The sequence below is a fragment of the Acinetobacter shaoyimingii genome, from assembly GCF_011578045.1.
Classification (GTDB): Bacteria; Pseudomonadota; Gammaproteobacteria; order Pseudomonadales; family Moraxellaceae; genus Acinetobacter; species Acinetobacter shaoyimingii.
This window is the reverse complement of the sequence record NZ_CP049801.1, coordinates 1,768,310-1,794,695: the sequence shown is the minus strand read 5'-3', so window position 1 is coordinate 1,794,695 and position 26,386 is coordinate 1,768,310. Positions and strand designations below refer to the sequence as shown.

General features: G+C 36.8%; 16 protein-coding genes and 6 pseudogenes. 13 read left to right on the top strand and 9 right to left on the bottom strand.

The features are described from left to right. The first annotated feature begins 354 nt into the window (after positions 1–354). Entirely contained in the window at positions 355–627 is a 273-nt protein-coding gene (locus G8E00_RS08015) for an RHS domain-containing protein (RefSeq protein WP_166223522.1), read from the top strand. Between the two features lie 171 nt (positions 628–798). Here G8E00_RS08015 and G8E00_RS08010 read toward each other — a convergent pair whose 3' ends face one another. The 5 genes from G8E00_RS08010 to G8E00_RS07990 form a co-directional block, all read right to left on the bottom strand. After that, positions 799–1,128: a DMT family transporter gene (locus tag G8E00_RS08010; RefSeq protein WP_166012946.1), complete on the bottom strand. Its 330-nt coding sequence runs from the start codon at positions 1,126–1,128 to the stop codon at positions 799–801. 8 nt (positions 1,129–1,136) lie between these two features. After that, positions 1,137–2,021 carry a hypothetical protein gene (locus tag G8E00_RS08005; protein WP_166223519.1) on the bottom strand — a complete coding sequence of 295 codons (885 nt, stop codon included), beginning with the start codon at positions 2,019–2,021 and terminating at the stop codon, positions 1,137–1,139. After that, the gene (locus G8E00_RS08000; protein WP_166223516.1) at positions 2,021–3,025 is read right to left on the bottom strand and encodes an isopenicillin N synthase family dioxygenase; all 1,005 of its coding nucleotides are present in this window, start codon (positions 3,023–3,025) and stop codon (positions 2,021–2,023) included. The genes G8E00_RS08005 and G8E00_RS08000 overlap by 1 nt, the downstream gene beginning before the upstream one ends. A 79-nt stretch (positions 3,026–3,104) precedes the next feature. Further along, on the bottom strand, positions 3,105–3,986 hold the full coding sequence (locus G8E00_RS07995; RefSeq protein WP_166223513.1) for an ABC transporter ATP-binding protein: 882 nt from the start codon (positions 3,984–3,986) through the stop codon (positions 3,105–3,107). Beyond that, positions 3,986–4,930 carry an ABC transporter permease gene (locus G8E00_RS07990; protein WP_166223509.1) on the bottom strand — a complete coding sequence of 315 codons (945 nt, stop codon included), beginning with the start codon at positions 4,928–4,930 and terminating at the stop codon, positions 3,986–3,988. Before G8E00_RS07990 ends, G8E00_RS07995 begins: the two co-directional genes overlap by 1 nt. A 375-nt stretch (positions 4,931–5,305) precedes the next feature. Between G8E00_RS07990 and G8E00_RS07985 the strand changes: the two genes are divergently transcribed. Then, positions 5,306–7,504 (top strand): OsmC domain/YcaO domain-containing protein, encoded by a 2,199-nt coding sequence (locus tag G8E00_RS07985; RefSeq protein ID WP_166223506.1) that lies wholly within the window; start codon positions 5,306–5,308, stop codon positions 7,502–7,504. 91 nt (positions 7,505–7,595) lie between these two features. Here G8E00_RS07985 and G8E00_RS07980 read toward each other — a convergent pair whose 3' ends face one another. Beyond that, positions 7,596–8,804 (bottom strand): lactonase family protein, encoded by a 1,209-nt coding sequence (locus G8E00_RS07980; RefSeq protein ID WP_166223503.1) that lies wholly within the window; start codon positions 8,802–8,804, stop codon positions 7,596–7,598. A 573-nt stretch (positions 8,805–9,377) separates the two neighbouring features. Here G8E00_RS07980 and G8E00_RS07975 point away from each other — a divergent pair. Beyond that, positions 9,378–12,806, top strand: a pseudogene (locus G8E00_RS07975) (type VI secretion system Vgr family protein). A gap of 32 nt (positions 12,807–12,838) precedes the next feature. Next, positions 12,839–17,548: an RHS repeat-associated core domain-containing protein gene (locus G8E00_RS07970; protein ID WP_166223500.1), complete on the top strand. Its 4,710-nt coding sequence runs from the start codon at positions 12,839–12,841 to the stop codon at positions 17,546–17,548. A gap of 516 nt (positions 17,549–18,064) precedes the next feature. On the opposite strand, the pseudogene G8E00_RS07965 reads toward G8E00_RS07970, so the two are convergent. Beyond that, positions 18,065–18,193: pseudogene (locus G8E00_RS07965) on the bottom strand (IS5/IS1182 family transposase); the annotation flags it as partial. Positions 18,194–18,223: 30 nt separating this feature from the next. On the opposite strand from G8E00_RS07965, the gene G8E00_RS07960 reads away from it, so the two are divergent. Then, positions 18,224–18,427, top strand: a complete 204-nt coding sequence (locus tag G8E00_RS07960) for a hypothetical protein (RefSeq protein WP_166223497.1) — start codon at positions 18,224–18,226, stop codon at positions 18,425–18,427. Between the two features lie 352 nt (positions 18,428–18,779). On the opposite strand, the pseudogene G8E00_RS16395 reads toward G8E00_RS07960, so the two are convergent. Further along, positions 18,780–19,027 (bottom strand): annotated as a pseudogene (locus tag G8E00_RS16395) (IS982 family transposase); the annotation flags it as partial. Here G8E00_RS16395 and G8E00_RS16390 point away from each other — a divergent pair. The 8 genes and pseudogenes from G8E00_RS16390 to G8E00_RS07900 all read left to right on the top strand — a co-directional run. Beyond that, positions 19,025–19,520 (top strand): annotated as a pseudogene (locus G8E00_RS16390) (RHS repeat-associated core domain-containing protein); the annotation flags it as partial. The pseudogenes G8E00_RS16395 and G8E00_RS16390 sit on opposite strands and share 3 nt — an antisense overlap. 905 nt (positions 19,521–20,425) lie before the next feature. Further along, complete coding sequence (locus G8E00_RS07940; protein WP_166223491.1) at positions 20,426–20,857, top strand: hypothetical protein; 432 nt, start codon at positions 20,426–20,428, stop codon at positions 20,855–20,857. Between the two features lie 235 nt (positions 20,858–21,092). Beyond that, positions 21,093–22,312: pseudogene (locus tag G8E00_RS16345) on the top strand (RHS repeat-associated core domain-containing protein); the annotation flags it as partial. Further along, positions 22,301–22,762: a DUF2778 domain-containing protein gene (locus tag G8E00_RS16385; protein ID WP_171522896.1), complete on the top strand. Its 462-nt coding sequence runs from the start codon at positions 22,301–22,303 to the stop codon at positions 22,760–22,762. The pseudogene G8E00_RS16345 and the gene G8E00_RS16385, both read left to right, overlap by 12 nt. A gap of 87 nt (positions 22,763–22,849) precedes the next feature. Then, on the top strand, positions 22,850–23,308 hold the full coding sequence (locus tag G8E00_RS07920; RefSeq protein WP_166223482.1) for a hypothetical protein: 459 nt from the start codon (positions 22,850–22,852) through the stop codon (positions 23,306–23,308). Between the two features lie 248 nt (positions 23,309–23,556). Next, positions 23,557–23,890: pseudogene (locus G8E00_RS16535) on the top strand (RHS repeat-associated core domain-containing protein); the annotation flags it as partial. A 69-nt stretch (positions 23,891–23,959) separates the two neighbouring features. Continuing rightward, positions 23,960–24,469 carry a hypothetical protein gene (locus tag G8E00_RS16530; protein WP_166223478.1) on the top strand — a complete coding sequence of 170 codons (510 nt, stop codon included), beginning with the start codon at positions 23,960–23,962 and terminating at the stop codon, positions 24,467–24,469. A 75-nt stretch (positions 24,470–24,544) separates the two neighbouring features. Next, positions 24,545–25,069, top strand: a complete 525-nt coding sequence (locus G8E00_RS07900; protein WP_166223475.1) for a hypothetical protein — start codon at positions 24,545–24,547, stop codon at positions 25,067–25,069. Between the two features lie 151 nt (positions 25,070–25,220). Here G8E00_RS07900 and G8E00_RS07895 read toward each other — a convergent pair whose 3' ends face one another. Next, complete coding sequence (locus G8E00_RS07895) at positions 25,221–26,108, bottom strand: pirin family protein (protein ID WP_166223472.1); 888 nt, start codon at positions 26,106–26,108, stop codon at positions 25,221–25,223. Positions 26,109–26,386: the final 278 nt, after the last annotated feature.

Here is a 26,386-nt window from a genome sequence, read left to right as displayed (position 1 = left end):
GATTTTAATTTTTTTATTAACTTTAGATTATGATGAAGATAATCTTGATGACTATAGCTATTGGATTAATTAGTTTATAGATAATTATAAAAATATATGATTTTTTAAAAGTATATTTAATAGAAATCTCGCGTAAGTACTGTTTTTAATGATTTTCCCGTAAAAATTTCTTAAAAATAATTATTTTTAGTTGTATATTTTCTGATTTTTTCAAGAGGTCTATTGTTTTATCTATTAATTTTATAAAGTAAACTTCATTCACAATGATCATATGTATTTAAATATTGAACTTGTCATGCCTTAAAATTCAATGTTGCAGCCAATGATGAGCCATCTACACAGCATCCGCATCAAGTGTATTGGTATCAGAATGATCATTTGGGAACGCCAAGTGAACTGACTTCAAATGCTGGCAATATTGAATGGGAAGCGGTGTATCAGGCGTGGGGCAATACCGTTACGGTTGAATGGCAGGAGATTGCCAAGGCGCAAGAATTTGAAGCCATTGAACTGAATGAGCTTGAAAAAGCGTATTTATTACAGCCACATCGTTTCCAAGGTCATGAGCAAAGGCTGAGCACTGCTCAGCATGAAGCGCAAGGATGTAGAAACGGGTTTACACTATAACCGTTTCCGTTATTATGACCCTGATGCTAGAAGTTTTATTTTCCATGATCGTGAGCAAATACAAAGTATGCTTTGTATTTATAGAAAAAGGTATGGATGAATAATAAATAAATCAAAATTTCAAAAATAGTAATGCTAAAAAATCCCCTTTATCGAGGATTTTTTAACACATTAAAGCTCAGTACTTTTTGAAAAAACATTAATCACAATAATCCCTAAAATCATAAGACTTAGTCCGATACATGCAGGTACATCTAACTGCTGTTTAAACACAATCAACCCCACAGTTGAAATTAAAATGATGCCTGCACCAGACCAAATCGCATATGCAATTCCCATAGGAATTGTTTTTAATGTTAAAGACAGAAAAAATAACGCAATCATATAACCGACTATAGTCAGCAAAGAAGGCCAAAGCACACTAAATCCATTAGATGCTTTTAAAGCTGAGGTTGCAATCACCTCAGCGATAATCGCGATGGATAAATAGAAAAAAGACATAAAGCTCCCTACAAAACAATTTCTGCATGATGCGCCAAATGATCCTTTTGCTGCGTGAACCACGCTTGCGCATCTTGCGTTGTTTCGGTGCTGTGTTGGAAAGAATATGCTGGAATATACATGTCAACTTCGAAGGTCAATTCAATACTCCGACCGTACCATTCAATTTGTTGTAGCAAATGATGTGCATCTAAAACTTTAAATCCTTCTAAATTAAAGTTGGACTGCGCTTCAATATGCGTGGTACTTAAACGTTTTATACCGTCAAATCTAACTGAAACTTCAAAACTTTCAATTGCAGTTAAATCTTCATCAGTCAAAGCATTTGAATTTAAATCGAGTTGCTGTACTTGGTCTTGATCATGAGGAAGACGTGTCAATGAAAAGGCAAAATGATTGTCACAAATAATCAAACCACCGTCCAAATCCAAAAATTGCTGTGAAGTTAAATCTAAGGCTCTCTTTAAACGTAATCCTAAAAAAAGTCCATGTTGAACCTGTTGGCGCCAGTCTTCCACATATACATTGCTTGGTGAAAACTCTAAAATACAGTTTCCAATAGCATGTAGTTTTGCAGGTTCTGGCCACTGCACATGATTTTGATAATTTGCATGATCTTTCACATGCCATGATAACAATTCAGTTTGTGTATCCCAGCGTGTATCTCCAATCCAACCTTGACGTTCTACCACAGGCGTTTCAGTAGGATGTTTAAGCCTTAAATCAATGGTAAAACTACGTGATTGAAACCAATAGACAATGGTATTTTCATCAGTTAATCCATTATAAAAACTAATACTTTTACGGCGAAAAGCACCATATAAATAGCTTGGAATAACAGCTTGATGTTGTTCTGTCGTTTCAATCGAGTTTAGCGCTTCGTATAGATTCATCAAGCATCTTCCAATTGTTCGTTTAAACCAAAAGAAGACAAGGGCACGGCATTTTTTAATACCAATTCACCCGACGCAACTCGACGTTTCAAGTAAGCAAAAGTTTGTGCAGTCTGATTAAATAGATGTTCACCCCCAATTAACGCTTGGTATTTTGAATCTTGATCATGAATGACGGGTTCAATTACCGTGTCATAGTTACAGGCGCAGAATAATGGAAATGAATATCGTTCTTCGGCAACTTTTTTGACTCGATGCTTTGTGGCCAAGTACTTTCCATTCGACAGAATTTCCATCATATCGCCAATGTTCATGATCAAAGTATCTGGAATTAAAGGAATATCAATCCATTCACCCGCTTTATTTAGAACTTGCAGTCCGGGTGCAGTCGGTAACAATAAGGTAAAACACTCATAATCAGTATGCGCACCAATACCTTCTGCATCTTGAACTTCAGGATGGTAAGGATAATGAATCAACCTTAATTGACTTGGGGCATGGGTAATTTTTTCATCAAAATAATGTTCATCAACATTTAAAGCCAAAGCAAATGCTTGAAAGATCTGTGCGCTAATGCCTCTTAAGTGACCATAATATTGACTGACAATGCTTTTGAAATGCGCATCTTCAGGCCATAAAGTCGGTCCTAATAATGGACAATCTGTAGGAGACCCCAAATAGTCATAATTGACATCGTAAGCTTCTTTTAAATCATAGCTTTGTCCAGCAAATTGTTCTTCACCAATGGGGACGTAACCACTATGGTTCTGAGATTGACCAATATAATGCTGCATTTTAGTGTCGAGGTCTTTGGCAAAATAAGATTTTGCCAGCTCAATTAACTGCTGAGCATAGTCAAAATTAAATTGAGTCCCTTTTAAATAGAGGAATCCAACATCTTTACAGGCTTGATCAAGCGCGTGAGCGACTTCAAGTCGATCTGTAAGATTTGGGCTATGCATTTTTGAAATATCAACGAGTGGCAGTACATATTGACTTTGCATGACAATCACCTTGATCGTTGGTCGTCCAACTGGAAAATAACATCTTTGGGTCGTCCCAAAGATTTGAGGAACATATAGATTATTTGCAATGGCTGACTTGAGTCATTCTTGGAATCACTGGTAGTTCAGCCAATGCAGGATCTAATTCATCTTCATCGGCATGCACCAATTGATCGACATGTTGACGTAACTTTTTAAATTCAGGTGTTAACATGACATCTGGGTGACGAGGTCGGGGTAAATTCACTTCTATAATTTCTTTGATTTCCCCTGGATTGGCTTTTAATGCAACAATACGATCTGCGAGTAAAATCGCTTCGTCCATATCGTGAGTCACGAAAATAATGGTGATATCGATGTTCTGCCATAAATCCATCAAATGGCGCTGCATTTTTTGGCGAGTATGCGGATCTAGTGCACCAAAAGGTTCATCCATGAGCAGTATTTTTGGTTCATTCACCAGTGCACGAGCAATGGCAACGCGTTGTTTCATCCCGCCAGAAAGTTCATGTGGATATTGGTTTTCATACTTATCTAAACCAATAATATTAATCCATTCTCTAGCATGCGCTTCAGCAGTCGCTTGGCTTTGACCTTTCATGAGGGGGCCAAACATGACATTTTCTTTCACTGTTTTCCATGGAAATAGGGTATAACCCTGAAACACCATGCCACGCTCTGGGCTTGGTCCAGTAATTGCCTTGCCATCCACCAAAATTTCACCACTGCTATAAGCATCTAAACCTGCAACCACACGACTAAATGTCGATTTTCCACATCCAGATGGACCAATCACACAAATAAACTCACGTTTATGAATTTTTAAATTGAGTGCATTTAAAACCGTACGCTCAGTCTTGCCATGTTTAAACGTTTGTGTGAGATTTTTCGCCTCTAGAAGGACAGGGCGTTTATAGATTTTTTGAAAATATTCAGATGAATTAAATTCTAAATTTTCCATTAGTGTGCTCCTGCTTTCCATTTAAATAAGCGTTGACCCAATCTCATTAAAACCATGTCACAAATAAGACCGACTAAACCGATAATTAAAATAGCGGCAAATACATTTTCGAAATTTTGATAACGTGCTTGTTGAGTAATAAACCAAGTAATGCCTGAAGTGCTTCCAATCAATTCAGCAACAATGAGGTAGGTCCATGCCCAGCCTAATAAAACACGTAAATTACGATAGATTTCAGGCAATGCAGCAGGGATGACCACATAAAATAAACTTTTGATTTTATTGGTGCCTAAAGTAAATCCTGCTTCGATGAGACTTCTGTCAACCAGTCGTGTGGTGTTGGCAATAATCAAAATTTGTTGAAATAATGTACCAATGACGATGATGGCTATTTTCGGTGCATCATTAATGCCCAAGATTGCCACAGCCAATGCACCAAAGGCTGGCGCTGGTAAGTAACGGAAAAACTCAACAAAAGGTTCTGTTAACAAAGAAATTTTTGACGAAAAACCACACAAAATACCTAAAGGTAAACCTATCAATGATGAGATAAAAAAAGCAATAAAAACTAACTTAATACTGTGCCACAAACTTTGGTGAAACCACGGTGCATTGTCTTGAACGGGAGGAGTGGTGAATGCTGTGACTAAAGCTTTTGCGACCTCATGTGGTGCTGGTAAGTATATCGGATTGACCAATTTCCCTTGAGGTGGGGCTAAACCTTGATTAACTGCATTTTGTGCTTCGCTATAAAACACCGCTTTTTCTACACGGCTATCGACCTGAAAATAGCTCACACTGCCTGCTTCAGTAATTTGTACTTGTGGATGCCAGATAAAAGGTAAATAACTAACAGCACACCAAATTAAAACTGGGATTAAAAAAGAACAAAAGCTCAGCAATATTTTATTTTGCTTGCTCAGTTCTTTTGCAACATAACTCATAATCTCGCCCCGATATTACTTTTTTTATAAATCGTAATATTGAATAAGCAAAATGAGTGCCAGTTTAAGCTTATTTATTTTTTCTGATTAAATTTTTAAAATCGTGTGTTATTTGAATTTTAGAGATATTAACCGGTCGAATATCCTTTTATTTGCGAAAAAAGCGTTTTTCTTTGATAAAAAACCTTATTTCTTTGCAATTATTCGGTAAAATTCGTTCATTCTTTTTCAGCTTTCAAACAAATACTCGTATTTTGTCGCTGATCTATTTATTTTCTATTTTAAGTCAATGACATCACGTTATTTGGCCAATTCCAAAAAATTGAATTTTTTGATGTGTTTGAAAAAAACACATCACAATCGTTAGGTACCTGCATGGAAATCAAAGTCAATTATCTCGATAACCTTCGACAAGAGGCGAAGTTTGATGACTTCACTGTCATTGCCGATCAGCCGATTCGTTATAAAGGTGATGGTTCAGCGCCAGGTCCATTCGACTACTTTTTAGCATCATCGGCTTTATGTGCAGCTTACTTTGTAAAAGTCTATTGTGCTGCACGAGACATCCCAACAGATAACATTCGTTTATCGCAAAACAATATTGTTGATCCTGAAAATCGCTATAAACAAATTTTTAAAATTCAGGTCGAACTTCCATCAGACATTTCTGAAAAAGATCGTTTAGGGATTTTACGTTCGATTGACCGTTGTACGGTGAAAAAAGTCATTCAAACTGGTCCTGAGTTTGTGATTGAAGAAGTGGAAAGCATTGATGCAGATGCTCAAGCACTTCTCATGCCAAATTTAGCAGCGGGGAGCAGCACCTTTATTCCAGGTAAAGATTTACCTTTAGAAGAAACCATTGCCAATATGTCAGGTATTTTGGCCGGTTTGGGGATGAAGATTGAAATTGCATCATGGCGTAACATTGTGCCGAATGTTTGGTCATTGCATATTCGTGATGCGCAATCACCAATGTGTTTTACCAATGGTAAAGGTGCAACCAAAGAAAGTGCTTTAGCATCAGCGCTAGGCGAATTTATCGAGCGTTTAAACTGCAACTTCTTTTATAACGATCAATTCTGGGGTGAAGACATTGCCAACGCTGAATTTGTGCATTATCCAGATGAACAATGGTTTCAACCGGGTCCAAAGGGTGAATTACCAACTGAAATCTTAGATGATTACACTCGTGACATTTATAATCCAGAGGGTGAGCTTTTAGGCACACATCTATACGACACCAACTCAGGCAATACGGCACGTGGTATTTGCTCACTGCCATTCGTACGCCAGTCTGATGGTGAAACTGTTTATTTCCCATCGAACCTGATTGAAAACTTGTACCTGTCGAATGGTATGAGTGCTGGGAACACTTTGGCAGAAGCACAAGTTCAATGTTTATCTGAAATTTTTGAACGTGCGGTGAAACGTGAAATCTTGGAAGGCGAACTCACTCTTCCAGACGTGCCAGCGGAAGTGTTAGCGAAATATCCGAGTATTGTTGAAGGCATTAAAGGCTTAGAAGAACAAGGTTTCCCTGTTTTAGTGAAAGATGCTTCACTTGGCGGTCAATATCCTGTGATGTGTGTGACGTTAATGAACCCACGTACAGGCGGTGTTTTTGCTTCTTTCGGTGCACATCCAAAACTTGAAGTCGCATTAGAACGCAGTTTGACGGAACTGTTACAAGGTCGTAGTTTTGAAGGTTTAAATGATTTACCAAAACCGACTTTTAGCTCAAATGCAGTGACTGAACCGAATAACTTTGTCGAACATTTTATTGATTCAAGCGGTGTGGTGTCTTGGCGTTTCTTCAGTGCCAAATCCGATTTTGAATTTGTGGAATGGGATTTCACAGGCAATGGTGACAATGAAGCTGAAGCCTCAACATTATTCGGCATTTTAGAAGATATGGGCAAAGAAGTGTATATGGCAGTCTATAAACACTTAGGTGCAACGGCTTGTCGTATTTTGGTGCCTAATTATTCTGAAATTTATTTGGTAGAAGATCTGATCTGGGACAATACCAACAAAGCATTACCTTTCCGTGAAGATATTTTAAATATCCATCGTTTAGATGATGAACAGCTTGAATCTTTGGTTGAACGATTAGAAGAGTTAGAAGTTGATGATTACACCGATATTGTCACCCTCATTGGGATTGAATTTGATGACAATACTGAATGGGGACAATTGACGGTACTAGAACTTAAACTTCTTATTTATGTTGCATTACAACAGTTTGAAGAAGCTAAAGACTTGGTTGAACAATTCTTACAATACAACACCAATACGGTTGAACGTGGATTGTTTTATCAATGCATGAATGTGGTGCTTGAAGTTGAACTCGATGACGAATTAGATCTGAATGATTATGAAGCGAATTTCCGTCATATGTTTGGTGAAGAACGTATGGATGCCGTGATTGGCTCAATGGACGGAAGCATTCGTTTCTATGGCTTAACAGAAACCAATATGCAACTTGAAGGCTTAGACCGTCATTTACGTTTAATCGAAAGTTATAAAAAATTGCATGCAGCACGTGCGAAATTTGTGGCTCAGCAGGGCTAATTATTTGTGTCTCTGTTATAAGATCATTAAGTTTCAATAAAAAAGGTCACCAAAGTGACCTTTTTTATGCATTGAATCTTTTTAAATGCATTTATTGCTTAGGAATAAATTTCACATCAGTCGGTAAACCGATTTGTAGCGCAATTTGAGTAGGGCTAAGTTCACCTGTTTTTAAATCACGTTTAAACTGGCTTACTGTATTACTAAATACATTGGCAACAATTAAATATTGACCTGTGGCATCAATATCAAAAGCACGTGGCTCAATACCACCACTTGGGTAACGACCAACTAAAGATAATTTACCGTTTTTACTATCAACAGCATAAGCTACGATTTCATTGACTTTTTTACGGTTGCCGACATACAAGAATTTCTGATCTGGTGAGAAAATTAAGCCCGCACCACCTTTAGAATCTGGATCATCTTGATCTGTCAAATTGGCTTGTTGAATAACTTTATACGAATCAAACACACGTTTAAAGACAATAATTTGAGCGCCCATTTCGGTCGTCGCATAAATATAATTGCCATTTTTACTAAAGACTAAATGACGTGGACCACTACCGCTGTTAAATTTCAAATCAAGATTTGGCGCAGCTTTTAATGGTTGCTTGGCTTCTGCATCATAATGATATGCTTTGATCAGGTCGCTACCCAAGTCTGCCATATAAACAATTTTACCGTCTGGACTAAATGCAGTTGAATGTGCATGCCCATCCGCTTGACGATCTGGAAGTGCTTGACTACCTGTAATAAAGGCAATTTTTTGCACTAATTTACCAACTTTACCATCTTTTTTAATTGAAAAAACGGTTACACCTGCATGATTAGGGCGTTCAGAATAGTTAGAAATCAATAGAAATTTATTGTCTGGAGAAACTTCTGCGTGAGTCGGTTGTTGACCATGACTTTTGACACTATTCAGTAACTGTAAATCACCCTTTTTTGTAAATTTTAAAGCAGAAACTTTACCGTCTTTATCACCATTATCTTCATTGGTGGCATATACAAACTGTTGATTTTTAGAAAAAGCCAACCAAGATGGATTACTTAGTTTGACTTGACTGATCGGTAACATCGTACCATCGGCATTAAGACGAACTTTATATATCCCTTGACTGTTAAATACAGGTTTTAAAGCACCTGCACCATCTGGAACACCACCAGTCCAAGTTCCAATGAGTAATTCTTGAGAACCCGTATTTGCTATTGCAGCATCTGTTGATGCTGTATAACCGTTTACTGCCAAACCCAAACCACTTAAAATAAGTAGTTGAATTAATTTAACTTTATTCATTTACAAGCCTAGTGTTTTTACAAAAAAGGAATCTAATGAAATAAATTCCATATAGTTTTGCAAATTGTAGACCTTATAAAATGAGTATTCAATTCATGTTAAAAATCAATTGTCTTTATGATGAATATTTCATCTAATTCATTATTCATTCGGTTCGAATGGACTGAGAGGGTAGCCAAAAAATGACTAATAATTGAAAAAACGATAACTCTAAATTCAATTTAAAGCTTGATCAGGTTAAATCCTGTTGTGTGTTTTATAACAATTTAGTGTTTTTTGGCGCATTGATTAAAAGTAATTCATGCCTTCTAAGCTAGTGAGGATATATTACTGGAATAGATACAATGCTCATATACATATAAAATCTGATATATTAGATACATATTGTGAATACCATTGTGATAAGACAAGAATAATTACATTACTTTTCACTAAATTTACTAAAAGAATCAACGACTATTCGATAACCAATTTACATTTCATAACAACTTATGCTACATATGCACTGTTTTGTAAACAGCTTTTTTGATTAAATAGAACACTTAAATAAACCTTTAACTATAGATAATAAAGATGCTTGCCAATATCTTTTCGGCCTTAGAACAATTGGGACTTACCGCACAAAAACGTGCCATCCATGTTCAATTTTCAAATTCAAACTTAAACAGCCAAGTCTTTTTACAACGAATAGATGGACAACATGCCTTAAACGAGGGGTTAAAGGCAGAACTCATCTGTCTGTCCACCAATGCGCAGATCTCTTTAAAAGAATTCATTGGCAGTCAGGTAGCCGTCGATCAAGTCACGGACAATGGCAAGTTATTCCGTACTACGGGCATTATTACTGAAGCTGCACAAGGGCAAAGTGACGGCTCACTCACCCTATATAAACTCACACTAGAAGACCCAACTTCACTGTGGCATAAACGACGCAATAGCCGTGTGTTTATGAATAAATCTGTTGTGGATGTGGTCGATACGCTTTTTCAGGAATGGCAAAACAAAAGTCCATTGTTTGCATCGAGCTTAAGCCTTGATATTAGCGGACTTAAAAACCAGTACGATGTCCGTCCATTCATCATGCAAAGCAATGAAACGGATTACGACTTCCTTACTCGCTTGATGCGTAGTGAAGGTATCAACTGGCTCATTGATGAAGCACAACTTTAATGTACCCAATTCATCGGCTTCAATTGAAGCCCAAAAACTACGTCTGATTGATGACAACAGCCAATACAACGCCTTAGAGCGTCGTAATATTCGTTTTCATCGTAGTAGTGCCACAGAACAACAAGACAGTATCACCAGTTTTATTGGACAACGCTCCCTACAACCCACTGCTGTTCATGTACAACGCTGGCAAGCCGATGTCCTCGAACAAGAAGAAGGGCTGGTTCAGTCCAAAGCAAACACCAACACAGTCAAAATCAAGACAATGCCAGCTTAGGCTTAGAACAAGCATGGCACTTCAGCCCAGCGTGGATGCAAGACTTAAACGGTGAAGATCAAACCACTGCATCCAGCAACAGCCAGATTGAAAAGCTCAACCAAAACCTCAGCAATTACTACGATGCCAAAAGCAAACAATTCATTGCGAACTCAACTGTACGTGATAGTCAGGTCGGTTATTGGTTTGAGTTTAACGAACACCCAGAAATAGACCAACACAGCGGTGCAGACAAAGAATTTCTGATTGTGGGTAAGACTTTCTATAACCAAAACAACTTACCCAAAGATCTGAATGATCAGATCAATGCATTACTGGCACAAAGCCAATGGACGCAAAACCGTTTTAATGGTGCAGTCAGCTCAAACCTCATTAGCACAACCAGCACCAACCAAAATGATGAACGCCAAGCCAACAGCTTAATCCTGCAACGTCGTAACATCACCACCGTTCCAGAATACAACCCACTGGCACATCGCCCAGCCGCACATCCGCAACGTGCCAAAGTCGTTGGACCTGCAGGTGAAGAAATCCATGTCGATGAATGGGGACGGATTAAAGTCCGTTTCTTGTTCACCCGTAACGAAGATCACCAGTTTGATGGTGGAGCAGGCTCAAATAATGACGATACTGACTCTGCTTGGGTCGATGTCCTGACCCCATGGGCAGGTGAGGGTTATGGGGCACGCTTCCTTCCTCGTATCAATGAAATTGTAGTGATTGACTTCTTTGATGGTAACATTGACCGACCATTTGTGGTGGGGCGTATTCATGAAGCACAACGTAGCCCAACCAAGTTCGACATTAAAGGTCAATTGCCAGATACTAAAAAATTGGCAGGGATTCGCTCCAAAGAAGTTCAAGGTGAAGGCTTTGGTCAGTTACGCTTTGATGACACCACAGGACAAATCTCCACCCAACTACAAAGCAGTCATGGGGTAACTCAACTCAACTTGGGTAACTTAAGTCACCCCAAAGAAACAGAAGAAAGTGAAGGGCGAGGCGAAGGTTTTGAGCTCAGAACCGACCAGTGGGGTGCGGTACGGGCAGGACAAGGTTTATTGGTTTCGACCTACAAACAGGATGCCGCAAAAGGTGATCATTTAGCGGCAGAAGAAGCGAAAAAACAATTAGAAGCCAGCCAGACCAATACCAAGGCTTTAAGTGATATTGCTAAACAGCAACAAACTGATGAAATTGAGTCAGTCGATCAACTTAAAGAATTTGCTGAACAAATTGAGGCTGATATTGCTAAATTTAAAAAAGCATTATTGCTACTGAACTCGCCGGAAGGGATTGCATTGAGCACACCTGAAGATATTCATTTATCAGCAGATGGGCAAATTAACCACAGTGCAGGTGATAGCATCAATATCAGCACACAAAAGAATTTGATTGCACATGCCAGCCAGAAAATTAGCTTATTTGCAGCACAATCTGGTGCCAGACTCTATGCAGGTCAAGGTAAAGTCGAAATACAAGCACAGTCAGATGCTTTAGATGTGTTAGCCAAGCAAGGTATCAAAATTACATCGACGGATGACCGAATTGAAATTAGTAGTCCGAAAGAAATTGTGATTACAGGTGCTAGCTCACAAATTACTTTAAATGGTTCAGGGATATTTCCGAAAACAGGTGGAACCTTTGAGGTCAAAGCTGGACAACATGTGTTCCAGCCAGGTGCCAGTGCCAGTGTGTCTACTCAATTACCACAAGCGAAGCCACTCAAAGGTGTATTAGACATTTTACGCAGTTATGGTGGCACAGATTTCTTTAAACAAAGTGGTTATCAAGTCATTGATGCTTTAGGCAAGCAATTGACAGGAAAGCTCGATGGTAATGGTTTTGCTCAGATTACAGGAATTGCGCCTGGTCCTGCACAAGTCAAACTTGAAAAAGACTTACGCAGTGCATGGTCACAATCTAATCACTTTGATCGAGACTACACATGGGCAGAGGAAGTTGTACCGCAATCGTCAGGGATGTTGCAAAATGCATTGACGCAATTGGGACAAAACATCACTGCTCAGCTTAAGAATAATTTATTTAATTTAAATGCCAATACGCTCAAAGATATTGGAAAAAATGCTTTGAAGGATCTGGGTAGTCAGACCCTGAATCAGTTTAAAGATCAGTTTACCTCCAATATATTGGGTGGCTTAAGTAATCCTTTGAATATGAATTTGAACCCTGAACAACTGCAAAGCATCGGTCAGGTCGAATCTGATATGCGAGGAAGCGAGGCTGTTCCGAATTCAGAAGACTATATCAGTCAAAATTATTATCAATCGCGAAGCTTGACTTATACCGAAACAATTCGTACTTCAAACCCGACGAGTGCTGCACCGACTTATAGTGCGTCGACACAAACAGCGCCAACGGTGACACCACCTATGAGCGAAGTACGCAAGCCAGTCACGAGCGTCACTCAAGCAAATGATGATTTTATCACTCAAACTTATTATCAGTCGGGTGGTGTGAAATACACCGAGACCACTCGTGTGGTGAAACCTACTGAAAATGACCAATTTAGTGCCAATAAGTTGAAAGATTAAATTTTAAAGATAAAGAAGAATTAGGGGTTAACATGACTTTTCAAGATGTCAATCATAGCAAAAAACAACAAGAACAAAATCAAGCTGTAAATGCTCAAGATCAACAACAAACAGAGCCGCAAGTGCCAGCGGTTGAATTGGCGGTGTTTAATTTAGACAGTGTCACGCATGTAGTGGATCATCAAATTATTGCCAATCAAGTTCAAAATTTCTTGATGGTGTGTGGCCAAACGTCTCTTAAAAATGTACAAGCCCATGCTCAAGTGACGACTGTTGCCAATATTTATGCACTAACAGGCAGTGTCTTGGATTTACTGCTGTATGCCACTGTGCCACAGACGGGAGCAGCCGCAGTGCAACGCAATGCATTATTGGCTGCCAATTTAATAGGCTTATTTGCAGAGCCTGCCAGTGAAGCACATGCACGTATGGCCTTACGTCCCATGCTCGGTTTAATGGCTGAATGTCTTTACCCTGAAAATGGCAAAATAAAAGCTGCAGATATTCGTCGTTTAGAATTGCACTTAAATGCACGTATGGCAGGTGACCTTGAACTATTTTTAAAAGAAACGCAAGGCAAACTCAGTGCATTACTCAGTAGTGCCAGCCAGTTAGGCAGCACTATTTTACAAAGTTTGGTTGCAACTGCTCCACCTCAAGCCGTTACTGTAGGTGCTGGTGGGGCTTCGGCTGAAAAACGTGACCCTCAACTTCAATTTACCAACTGGGCAAGCCCATTGATTGACTTGCTGAGTCAAGACGCTGAAGCCAATATTGAACCGAAGATTGATGCCCCTGCAAGTCATTTACAACAGGCGGTGACAGATGCACTTGCCACAATCACCACAGCGATTCAGGAACAAGCCAATGCTGGTACGCAATATAGTTTAGCATGGTTGATTCAAGAAACCTTAAAAGCCATCCAGAACAATGAAAATAAAGGCAATGCCAGTGTACCCATTAATCAAACGGGTGAATATGAACGTCATACTGAAGGTGATATTTTAGAATTTGTAACTTTACAGGCAGATGCTTTGAATGCACCACCTTGTTCTGGAGCAGAGTCAGGATCCGATAATAGTATTAGTTATTCAATTGGTGCAGAGCGAATTAGCCATAATGACTTTGCTTTACCGAAAATAGGTCTCGTTTTTAGTCGCTTATATAATTCACAAATGCATGAGTTGGATGGAAGTAGTATGGGCGCACGTTGGATGATGCCATTTTCCAACAGCATTATCCGTCATGACAAAGGTTATGTGTTTATCGATGGTAAAGGCAGAAAAATCCAGCTACCACATTCGATTGTGCAACAAGGCTATGAAGTGCCTTATGAAGGCACACGGGTCATACCATTAGAGAATGGCCGTTTAAGCCTGAATTTTGGCAGTGCTTGGGCTTATGACTTTGAAAGCTTTAATGGTGGTGAAAGCTATCAACTGGTGCTTGAACAAAATGAAGAGAGCAAAGAGTCAGTTGAGCTGAAGTATGCCGTATTGAATGGACAGGCATATTTACAAACCGTCGATTTCCAACTGAAAAAATTCCAACATACTTTAAAATTTGCTTATAACGATCAAGGCAAAATGATTGCCATCTTTGTTGATGATGTTGCAACACCATTGGCACGTTATAGCTATGATCGATCTGGCAATTTGATTGAAGCGATTGATGAAAATGGACATGCGCATCAATACCAATACAATGCCCACCATCAATTGACTCGATATACTGACCGTACAGGTCGTGGTCAAAACATTCGTTACGATTCAACGTTACCGACAGCCAAAGCCATAGAAGAATGGGCGGATGACGGTAGTTATAAAACCACACTGAAATGGCATCCACGTTTACGTCAAGTGGCAGTGTATGATGCTTATCATGTACCGACTTATTATTACTTTGACTTAGATGGTTTTACCTATCGCATCCGTTTAGCCGATGGCCGTGAAAAATGGTATTCACGTGATCAACAAAAACGCATTACCCGAGAAATTGACTTTACTGGTCGTGAAACCCAGCAATATTATAATGAAGCAGGTCAGCTTGATAAAATTGTACAACCGAATAGCGGTGTGATTCGTTTTGCCTATGATAAAAAAGGTAATTTAACCGAAGTTAAAGACCCTGAAGGTTATATTTGGAAACGTGAATACAATGCTGATGGTTTGATGAGCAAAGAGATCAATCCACTCGGTCATAAAACTGAATATAAATACGATGCTGAAGGGCAATTGATTGAAGTGATCGATGCCAAAGGTGGCAGTAAAAAAATTCAATACAATGACCTAGGGCAAATGATTGCCTATACCGATTGTTCAGGCAAAGAAAGTGCTTGGCAATATGATGAAGAAGGTACGCTTCAACAGCAACTTGGTGCCGATCAACAAGGGGTGCAATACCTGTATAGCACTCAAGGGATAGATAAAGGTCAACTCAAAACCATTGTGTATCCTGATGGGCAAAAAGAACACTTTGAGCATGACCAAGAAGGGCGTTTACAGAAGCATATTGATACCGCAGGTAAAGTCACGACCTATAAATACAATGCTGTTGGTCTGCTACAACAACGTCTTGATGCCAACCAAGACCAAATTGCCTATACATGGGATTTACAAGGTCGGATTCAAAAACTGATTAACCAAAACCATGCGGAGTATCTGTTTGACTATAACCAATATGGTCAACTGGTTCGAGAGCAAGATTTTGAAGGTGAAGAAAAACATTATCGCTACTGTGAAGATGGTTATTTGCATCAAATCCGTCAGCCGAATGTGATCACGCAATTTGACTATTATGCTGACGGACAGATTAAAGCCAAACATTATACCCATATCGAAACACGCCATACGCAAACTGAAGAATTTGCCTATAACTTAAATGGTCAACTGAGCCGTGCCAGCAATGCCATCAGTCAAAATGACTTTTATCGTAATGCGCTGGGGCAACTGGTTAGAGAACATCAACATTATAAACTGCCAGATTTGACACCAATGACCGCAGTACTCCGTTATGACTATGATGAACTGGGGAATCTGATTAAGACCATTCGTCCAGATGGGCAAGAAGTGTCACACTTAACTTATGGTTCGGGGCATGTTTATGGTGTAGCACTGAACAAACAAGATATGGTGGGCTTTAAACGTGATGACTTACACCATGAAACGGAGCGTTATCTTGCAAATGGCTTAATTCAACAGAATCAATACAATGAATTGGGCTTACTTACCGCACAAATCATTCAGCCTGAGCAAGAAACTATAGATAGACTGAGCCATCATGCACAACGTCAGTATAGCTATGACAAAAACTACTTGCTGACCCAAGTGCAAGACAGCCGTTTTGGGCAATTGAATTATCAATATGATGCCATTGGTCGTTTAGTTAAATCGCAAAATGCACACACAACTGAAAGCTTTAGTTTTGACCCTGCAGGTAACTTAATAGATACACGTGCTAGTCAAGGCAGAGATGTTAAAAATAACTTGCTGAAAGAATACCAAGGCAAGCGCTATAAATACGATGCGCAAGGTAACGTCATTGAAACCCAACAAGGCAGCAAAGTACTTAAACTGAAATGGGATAACCTTAATCGTTTGATTCAAAGTGATCACAATGGTCAAATCACAAGTTATGGTTATGATGTGTTTGGTCGTCGTTTATTTAAGAAGACCGACAAGCACCTAACCTTATTTGGTTGGGCAGGCGACTTGATGATTTGGGAGTCTCGACAAGATCAGGAAGCTCAAAATAGTTATACCAAACACTATGTGTATGAGCCTAATAGCTTCGTTCCACTTTTGCAAGCAGGTTATGCAGGTTTTATAAAACTCATAGAAACACCAAATTATGAGCGATTTAAAACAGAGGCTTATTCAATTCAAAAAGACCCAGTCTGGCGTACAGACACCCGTCGCTACAGAGCCGAACTTGAACGTATTGCATTTTACCAGTGTGACCAAATAGGGACACCGCAAGCATTAAGCAATGAACGAGGTGAATGTATATGGGAGATTGCTTTAAAGACTTGGGGAGAAACTCAAGAAATTAATGCCCAAAATCCAGAGAATCCTTTAGAGCAGAGTGATATTCGTTTTCAAGGTCAATATTATGATGAGGAAACAGGATTACACTATAACCGTTACAGATATTATGAGCCGTTTAGTGCTAGATATTTAAGCAAGGATCCTATTGGATTAGAAGGTGGAATTAACAGTAGAACATATATTGCTGATCCAATACAGTGGGTGGATCAGTTAGGGTTAACTCCTTTGAATGCAGCTGGTGCTATACTGGGAGGTATTGCTGGTGGAGTAGGTGGTTATACAACTGGTGGTTGGAAAGGGGTTCCTATCGGCGTTGGTACAGGGGCAGTTGTAGGGGCAGTCAATCCTTGGGCATCAAATGCCGTTGGTGCAGCAGCTGGAGCTGGTGCTGCATCAATTGCAGGTCAGGGAGTTGGTTTGGCAACAAAAAATAAAAATGTGACGAATGTTTGTAATTACGATGCTGGAGCTGTATTAGGAGCAATGGCTGGGGGGGCTGTAGGAGGTGCTGTCAGCAAATTAGCAATAAAAAAAGCACCTTATATTAGAGTAGACATGATTAATAAACCTTTGGGTACGTCAGGTATTAATAGGACTCCTGGAAAGTTAAGCGGTGCATTATTAGATGGTAAAATAACTGGTACAGGTGAGTTATTAGGTACTGGTAAAATAACTTTTCCATCATGTAATAAATAGTTAGTGAGATACTTGATGATTTGGATTAAAACGTTTATTTTTTTATTTGGTTTTATAGTATATTTATTTTTTATGGTAAATTTGTATGCCAAGTTGCTAATTAAATTTTCTTTGGTTGGAAATATTTTAAAAAAATTTTTGAGTTTTTGTTTGTACATTTTTTTTTCGTTAGTGTTTTTTATTCCGTTTTTTAATATTAATTTTTTTATTCAGGAATTTAGTTTTTATTATAATAACAATGATAGTTATTATTATATTTTCACAATTACATACTCATTAATTTGCTTAATTGTTATTATTTACTTTAATAAAAATCTAGTTCCAAAGTTGAAGTCTTTAGGTTATTTCGATTAATAATTTTGTTAAAAGAATATTTCAACATATATGCCTTATTGGTATGAAATAAATTATTTTTTATGAAAAATTCATTCAATAAACCTAAATTTTGAATAACAATTTTGATTGGGTTTGTTGCACAAAGGCGTCAGAGATAGATCTTTCCTAAGTTACGTAAATTCAAGTGAAAACTTGAGAATTAGATCGACCTAATTCTATGACTTTATTTAACAAGGCTACACGTGCATGGTTTTCATTCACCTGACTAGGAAAGCACTTTGCCGTAAATTTATCGCCCAATAGTTTGATGCGTTCGTTTGGAAGATGATAATGAGACTAATGCGATTTTTGTTAATAATTTCACTATTAGTAGGTTGTGAAAAAAGCGAAATTGAAAGAGGTATTAGTTTACAACAATTAGAGCATAGAGTTTCTAAAAATGAAGCTGAGTATATTAAAGAAATGGAAGATATTTTTACAATTTACAATTTAAGTTTATATGATATTAATACAGTAGGAGTGCTACGTTTTATTATTTTATAAGCAGTAACGTTGTATTTCATATGGATATATATAGGGAAATAGTAAGTAAAAATTTGAAAAAAAATGGTTGGACGATGGTAGAAAAAAATGAATATGGTGAATTGTATTGTAATATTGATAATCAAGCTATAGGGATTACATTTCCTAGCTTAAATGAAAAATCTGTAGGCTTAAATAAAGGGTATTTTACCTATCAATTTTATAAAACGATATCAATAACACTATATTATATACCTAACAAAAATAGTGTACGTTGTAAGGGAAGTAAAAGTAAGCCTTACTTACAGGCATGAAAGGACTTTTTTGCATAAAGATTTAATAAGCATTTGATTTTAACTAATTCAAATCTTGCTTAATCCAACGATTTCATAATTTGAATTGTTGGGTTATTCCGATGGTATAATTGATATGCACGTAAAAATTTATAAATCCCACTTAGAAAGCCATTAATATTAGGTGTCTTACTCGTTATTAAATTGTATTGACCTTTCAATAATCTGAATAACGTTTCTATTTTATTATGCTGTTATAAGTGATATTCATCTGATTCAGAAAGTTTTTATCCTGCATGTTCTTCAGATGATAGGTAATCAAATTGATGTGTTTGGTCGTCATTTATTTAAGAAGACCGACCAGCACCTGACTTTATTTGGTTGGGATGGTGACTCGATGATTTGGGAGTCTCGACAAGATCAAGATACTCAAAATAGTTATACCAAACATCACATCTATGAAAATAATAGCTTTGTGCCATTACTTCAAGCAGGCCATGCAGGGTTTATTCAACTGATTGAAACGCCAAATTACGAACGATTCAAAACAGAAGCTTATTCAATTCAAAAAGATCCAGTTTGGCGAACAGACACAAGGAAGAATAGAGCAGAGTTAGAACGGATTGCGTTTAGAACAGAGTGATATTCGATTCCAAGGTCAATATTATGATGTGGAAACAGGATTACACTATAATCGTTACAGATATTATGAGTCATTTAGTGCGAGATATATCAGTAAAGATCCGATTGTGTTGATGGGGGGATTAAACAATTCGAGTTATGTGAGTGATCCAAATCAGTGGGTGGATCCGTTAGGGTTGAATGTAGTTAATGGTAATTTCATGGGAAGTGCAATGGGAGATTGGGGACGTGCTCAGCAATCAAAAGCAATTGATCAAGTGAATAATCCTCAAAAGTATACGATTAATCAACATCCAATACAGAAAGAACCATCGAAAATAGTAACTGTGCTAAACGATAAGGCAAGAAAACAGTCAAATAATTTCCCAAGTCGACAAGGTACACAGGCTAAGCCTAAAATAGATAGTGATCCAAGGAGAAATCCCAAAACTACTCCGGAACAAAAGAGAAAAAATTTAGAAAATATAAGTGATGCATTAACCATTGGTGGGGTTATATGTACAGCAACAGGGGTGGGTAGTCCTTTAGGTGCTGTATTAGGAGGGAGTGGTACGGCAATAGGGACATATGTTACTTGGACTGATCCTGATAAATCAACTAAGCATAAAGTAGTGAGTACAGTTACAGGTTATGGAGTTGGTAAAGTTTTTGGTAAAGCAGCTGATGCTGCACCAGATAATGTAAAAAAAGCAACAGTTGAGGCGATAGGGGTTGGAATAGATAAAGCTGTAGGTAAAGAGATAGATAGAGAAATGGATAAAAAATGAAAGTGAGATAGAGATGCATATGAATAATTATATCGTAAAAATTTATCAAACTAAAAAAATGTATATATTATTACTTGGTTTGATTATTTTTTTTTCAACGATGTACATTAAATTATTTTTTTTGGGTGTTAATGATTACTGGAATTTAATAGGTGCAATTGCATTTTTTATTTTTTTTATTGATATACTGTATAATGCTAGTTATTTATTTTTAAGTAAAATAAATGAAAATAGTAGTATTTATGATTACTATGCTAGATTTTTTTATATTATTATATTTTTTTCATTTTCTATTTATTGTGTGTTAAGGTGATATTATGAATTTAAAAATTTTTTCACTTATTTTTATTTCTATTTTTATATTAATATCTTGCTCTACTGTTAATAATAAAAATGAAGAATTAAATGTAATTGATAAGGAGGTTATGGATGATTTTATTTTAAACAAAAAAAAGGAATTACCAAAAAAAATAGATTGTTGTACAAGTTTGATAGATGTTTATCGAGACAAAAATACTCTTGTTAATGTATATCAATTAAAACTTGAAAGAGTAGATGATAAATCGATTGAAGATATTAAAAATAAACATTACTTACCACCAAAAGTTAATGAAATTTGTAATCTGGTTGAAACTACTTTTGACGGTCCTGTGGAGCTAGAGTATAAAATTTTAAATGTTAATAATGTTTATCTATTTAGCTTATTCTTCAGTAAGAGTAAATGCAAGGAATTGATAAAGGTTTATTAGGTGTTATATTTTTAAGTGACTGATTTTCATAATCCTACATAAACTTAAACTAAATTTAGAAATTTGTTTGAACTCGGTTATAAACTTGGTCAGCGATAATTGATTTTAAAAAAAAAGAACATCAAAACTCTAACTGTAAAACCTCAAAACACTCATAGCAGTAATACATTACGAACACAATGAGTTGGGTAATCTGATTAAGACCATCCGTCCAGATGGGCAAGAGGTTGCACATCTGACCTATGGTTCAGGGCATGTCTATGGTGTAGCACTGAACAAACAAGATATGGTGGGCTTTAAACGTGATGACTTACACCGTGAAACTGAGCGTTATCTTGCAAATGGCTTAATTCAACAGAATCAATACAATGAATTGGGATTACTCACCGCACAAATGATTCAGCCTGAGCAAGAAACTGTAGATCGACTGAGTCATCAAGCACAACGTCAGTATAGCTATGACAAAAACTACTTGCTGACCCAAGTGCAAGACAGTCGTTTAGGGCAATTGAAATTCCAATACGATGCGATTGGTCGCTTAGTTAAAAGTCAAAGTTCAAATAAAACAGAAAGCTTTAGTTTTGACCCTACAGGGAATTTGATTGATACAAGCGGTAGTCAAGGTGCACAAGTCAAAAATAATTTGGTCAAAGAATACCAAGGCAAACGCTATAAATACGATGCGCAAGGTAATGTCATTGAAACCCAACAAGGCAACAAAACCCTTAAACTGAAATGGGATAATTTAAATCGTTTGATTTAAAGTGACCATCATGGGCAAATCACAAGTTATGGTTATGATGTATTTGGGCGACGTTTATTTAAGAAGACCGACCAGCACCTGACCTTATTTGGTTGGGATGGTGATTTAATGATTTGGGAATCACGTCAAGATCAAGATACGCAAAATAGTTATACCAAGCATTATGTGTATGAGCCTGATCGTTTTGTGCCATTACTTCAAGCTGGGTATGCAGGGTTTATCAAACTGATCGAAACACCTGATTATGAGCGTTTTAAGACTGAAGCCTATTCAATTCAGAAAGATCCTGTTTGGCGTACAGATACCCGTCGCAACAGAGCCGAAATTGAACGTATTGCTTTCTACCACTGTGACCAAGTGGGGACTCCACAAACCTTAAGTAATGAATGAGGTGAATGTGTATGGGAGATTGCTTTAAATACTTGGGGACAAACACAAGAAATTAATGCCCAAAGCCCAGAGAACCCTTTAGAACAGAGTGATATTCGTTTCCAAGGTCAGTATTATGATGAGGAAACAGGATTACACTATAACCGTTACAGATATTATGAGCCTGAGAAGTTTAAAAATATATTTTTAAACTTCGCAAGGCAAGATATATAAGTAAAGATCCGATTGGGTTATTGGGTGGATCGAATAATTCAGTTTATGTCAGTGACCCAAATCAATGGGTTGATCCGTTGGGATTAAATGGCATTTATACATCTGCTGAATGTACATATAAAATTAAAGCAAGAGATTTAACTTGTATTAAGAAATCAATAAATTCAATTGGAATAGATGGTATAAATTCAACAGTACAAGTGATAAATATAAACTCTAAAAATGGTATTTTTTCTGGGCAGGGGTGGTGTGCTAATGATTCTGATGATATTTGTTTAGAAAAAGCCAGCATTGGGTCTGTATTGCCAGGAACCTATGATATGGTGTATTTACCTGAAAAATATGGTGGTTCTTGGTGGTTGGATGAAGGGAAATTAACTAGAATTTTTAGGAAAAGAAACTCTTTCTTTCTTCATTTAGGTTCTGTTTCAGAGGGGTGTATAACAGTACCAGCCGCAGATAAAGTGGCTGTAGAAAAATTTGTGGAACTTAGAAAGATGTTAAATGGAATGAAGGTTAAAATGAAGGTTGAAAAATAATATGAATCTTTTTTTTAAAATGTTAATAATATTTATCTGTTTGGTTCTTTCATTTTTTCTTACAAATTATATCTCTATAAGAAAAATATGAAAGAAAATGAGCATTATACCAAATTTGTTTCTTTGATAAAAGAAAATAAATATCCTGAAGCATATGGTTATCTGTATCCATATGTTTTAAAAAACGATAAAAAATCTATGAAATTAATTTCAAAATCATATACTTATGGTAAAGCATATGGAGTAGATATTGATTTAATTAAAGCGAATATTTGGCAACAAAGAAGTGAGTTAGAGAGTTTCTCTGAGCTAGGTAAAGTAGAATATAATCAATTTTTATTTTTTTTGAGTATTAATAAGCCTAAGATGGCTTCATTTTTTTTGCAAAAATCGGCTGAATTAGGTTATAAAGAGGCAATATATAAAATTAAAGATGAAAAATATGTTAAATTAAATGAAATTATAATTGATGAGTATTGGAAGGATTTTGATTATAGTGATTTATATCCTTATTGTCATAATATAAAAGAAGATTGCGAACTTTGATTTAAACGTAGTTCATATTTTGGTGGTAAAGTGTTATCGATTCATCTTTAATTTCATTATTGTATTTTAATGGCTTTGTTGAATAAAGGTTTTAGAGACAGATCTTTCCTAAGTTGCGTAAATTCAAGCGACAATTTGAGTATTAGCTCGACCTAATTCTATGAATTTACTTAACATGGCTACACGTGCATGATTTTCATAATAATTGGGTCAGATCACTTATTCAACATGGTTCTTCCTAGGATTTTTATAAAAAAATCCACCAGCACCTAACCTTATTTGGTTGGGATGGTAATTTGATGCATTGGGAGTCTCGACAAGATCCAGATGCTCAAAATAGTTATACAAAGCACTATGTGTATGAGCCGAATCGTTTTGTGCCGTTACTCCAAGCAGGTTATCAAGGTTTCATCAAATTGATATCTTTTTCCAAGGTACATGAGCAAAGACTAAGCACTGCTTAGTGTGAAGCGCAAGGATGAGGAAACAGGACTACATTATAATCGATATAGATATTATGAGCCTTTAATGGCAAGGTATCTGAGTAAAGATTCGATTGACATTGATGGTGGATCCAATAATTAAAGCTATGTTATAAATCCAAATCTTTGGATAGACCCGAAAGGATTACAGTCATTTAATTTTGGTGAAATGTATGGAATACCATCATCTGCTCAATCTGGAATTGCCTATCAAACTCAACGAAATTATGATTCCTATTCGGAGACAGGAGCAGCATGTAAGATAAATGTTCCTCCACTGTTTGATTATGTTACTTGCAGTGTCGGTGCACTTGCTGTTGGTGTAGGTTTTGTAAAAAACATGTGGACTAATGAATACTATATTAGTGGTAATAAAGACTCAATTTTAGTACCCGTTGCAATATCTACAGCTTCTGGAAAGCAGGTAAGTTCTAAAGACCTTGCTGGAGCAAGTTTCGTCGGTGGGCACATTCATAATATTCCAAGTCGAACAAAGTCTAAAATGACTATGGGTGAAATAACAAATGAATTTGTTAGTGGAGCATCTATTTCCGTCGGTAGTGGTGCTTATGGATTAGTTGGCAATTATGTAAAGCCACTAGTAAACAAGCAAAGTCCTATTAATGGAGCTTGGCCAACTGAATTTGGGGTTGGAACTTCAGGTGTGGACATGGAGTAGGTGGCACTGTCAGTGTTAAGACATTATTAGATGCTGTTGATGTTACATCAAAAAAATAAACTGGACAGAAAATATATGTTGCAATCGGCAGGAGTTAAAATGATTAGCTCAAATAGTTTTAAAATTATTTCATTAATTTTATGTAGTGTATTTACAATAGGCTGTGAATATCGCGTAAGTAATAATGAAAGAATTTCAGCACCCAATAATATAAAAAATGAAAAAGGTATTAAAAATAAATTTATTAATGATGCGAATTTTATATTTGGTAATAACTTGATAGAAGAGGAATACTATGCTACCTACAATGCTAATAGATTAATTTTTCAATTAAAAGTTGATGGTTTATCCAATCAAGAGTATCTTGATACTATTAAAATTAAAATGCAAAATAAAGGTTGGAAATTTTTAAATAAATACAAAGATGCGTATATTTATTGTGATTCAAAATTAAATCAATTGGAAATTGTCCCACCTTTGGATATTAAATATTCTTTTAACTTGGGAGAAGGTCAGACACTCAAGCAATTACCAGATCTTTGGAATATAAGCTTTATAAACTCAATTCATAAACGTTATGTTTGTAATAAAAATTCATAAATAATTCTTAACTTAACGTGAATATCGGATAATAAATTGCCTTATTAACTATGAGGAATAGATTCATAAGGTGAGCTACCATAAAAACCAAGAGCCTTCAAATTAGAAAGCTCTGGTATCTATTTGATATACATTTAAATATTCAATTGAATTAATGAAACACAGGGACATTACCAGTTTGAGTCTGACGATCACCTGCTTCATCTAACTTTTTCTTTAATTCAACAATACGTGCTTCACCCTTGTTCAAGGCTTCTTGTGAAGTATGTACTGAATAATAACCTAAATGTAAATCATGCGGATGGGGAACGGCTGAACCCAATACAAATATCGCTTCACCATTTTTATCAGCAACAATTTCAATTGCAGTTTCCTCTTGCGAAAATACAATCATTTCACCTGAATGAATGCTCTCATCACTACTTGCAACATTACCTTTGGCAATTGCCATCCAACCTACAGAATGTCCTTTAGGCGGTTGATATGTCCAGCGTTCACCAGGTTGAAGACGAACCAGTAAATAGTTAACATCATCTGGAGTCGGTAATGGACTTTTCACACCTTCATATTCACCTACAATGACTTTCGCTGGACCAGTTTGCGAAATTTTATCTTCTTCAAGATAAAAACTCTCAGGCTGACTCAACTCAAGCTCCTCAGGTAAAGATAACCAGAGCTGAAAACCTTGAATGCGTTCAACATCTGCCGGAAAGAGTTCTTTGCCATGCCAAATACCATGTCCTGAACGCATCCACTCTACACCGCCATAACCAATCAAACCTGTTCCAGAATTTGGATCATTGTAGTGCATTGCACCTTCCGTAAATACCGTTACAGTAGCCACGCCAGAGTGCGGATGAATAGGCATACCTTGTAAAGCATTTACATTTGTATTGCCTGTATCAAAGATATCTAGGAATACAAAAGGTTTAACCACTTTTCCTAAATCAGATGGACTCATAAGGCGAGTAATTGGACCACCGCGATGACCTTTAGTACGCCAAACAATTTCACGATGAAGCGTAGGAGATTTTGACATTCTTATTTCCTCGTAAACTTTAATCAATATGATCAGATGGCTTCAGTGTGTGCTTTAGGATGTAGGTTTTCAAAGGCATCAACTGTAAGCTACGTTTTATTTTTAGAACGATGAAAATTTGTGATGCCAGCTTCATTTTTTTGCTAGCGCAATATTGAACTTGGCGAAACAGTTACTATGACGCTTTATTCTTTTTTATTCATCAGAAGTATTTAAATATTATAAAAATTAAAAGCTTATCAATATTTTTATAAAACGTACCGCAGTGCCTAAGATAA

What these genes read in the sequence shown, in the direction of transcription:
- G8E00_RS08010 (WP_166012946.1), bottom strand. Translation starts at nt 1,128, where the DNA reads ATGTCTTTTTTCTATTTATCCATCGCGATTATCGCTGAGGTGATTGCA.
- G8E00_RS08005 (WP_166223519.1), bottom strand. Translation starts at nt 2,021, where the DNA reads ATGAATCTATACGAAGCGCTAAACTCGATTGAAACGACAGAACAACAT.
- G8E00_RS08000 (WP_166223516.1), bottom strand. Translation starts at nt 3,025, where the DNA reads ATGCAAAGTCAATATGTACTGCCACTCGTTGATATTTCAAAAATGCAT.
- G8E00_RS07995 (WP_166223513.1), bottom strand. Translation starts at nt 3,986, where the DNA reads ATGGAAAATTTAGAATTTAATTCATCTGAATATTTTCAAAAAATCTAT.
- G8E00_RS07990 (WP_166223509.1), bottom strand. Translation starts at nt 4,930, where the DNA reads ATGAGTTATGTTGCAAAAGAACTGAGCAAGCAAAATAAAATATTGCTG.
- G8E00_RS07985 (WP_166223506.1), top strand. Translation starts at nt 5,306, where the DNA reads ATGGAAATCAAAGTCAATTATCTCGATAACCTTCGACAAGAGGCGAAG.
- G8E00_RS07980 (WP_166223503.1), bottom strand. Translation starts at nt 8,804, where the DNA reads ATGAATAAAGTTAAATTAATTCAACTACTTATTTTAAGTGGTTTGGGT.
- G8E00_RS07970 (WP_166223500.1), top strand. Translation starts at nt 12,839, where the DNA reads ATGACTTTTCAAGATGTCAATCATAGCAAAAAACAACAAGAACAAAAT.
- G8E00_RS07960 (WP_166223497.1), top strand. Translation starts at nt 18,224, where the DNA reads ATGCGATTTTTGTTAATAATTTCACTATTAGTAGGTTGTGAAAAAAGC.
- G8E00_RS07940 (WP_166223491.1), top strand. Translation starts at nt 20,426, where the DNA reads ATGAATTTAAAAATTTTTTCACTTATTTTTATTTCTATTTTTATATTA.
- G8E00_RS07920 (WP_166223482.1), top strand. Translation starts at nt 22,850, where the DNA reads ATGAAAGAAAATGAGCATTATACCAAATTTGTTTCTTTGATAAAAGAA.
- G8E00_RS16530 (WP_166223478.1), top strand. Translation starts at nt 23,960, where the DNA reads ATGTATGGAATACCATCATCTGCTCAATCTGGAATTGCCTATCAAACT.
- G8E00_RS07900 (WP_166223475.1), top strand. Translation starts at nt 24,545, where the DNA reads ATGTTGCAATCGGCAGGAGTTAAAATGATTAGCTCAAATAGTTTTAAA.
- G8E00_RS07895 (WP_166223472.1), bottom strand. Translation starts at nt 26,108, where the DNA reads ATGTCAAAATCTCCTACGCTTCATCGTGAAATTGTTTGGCGTACTAAA.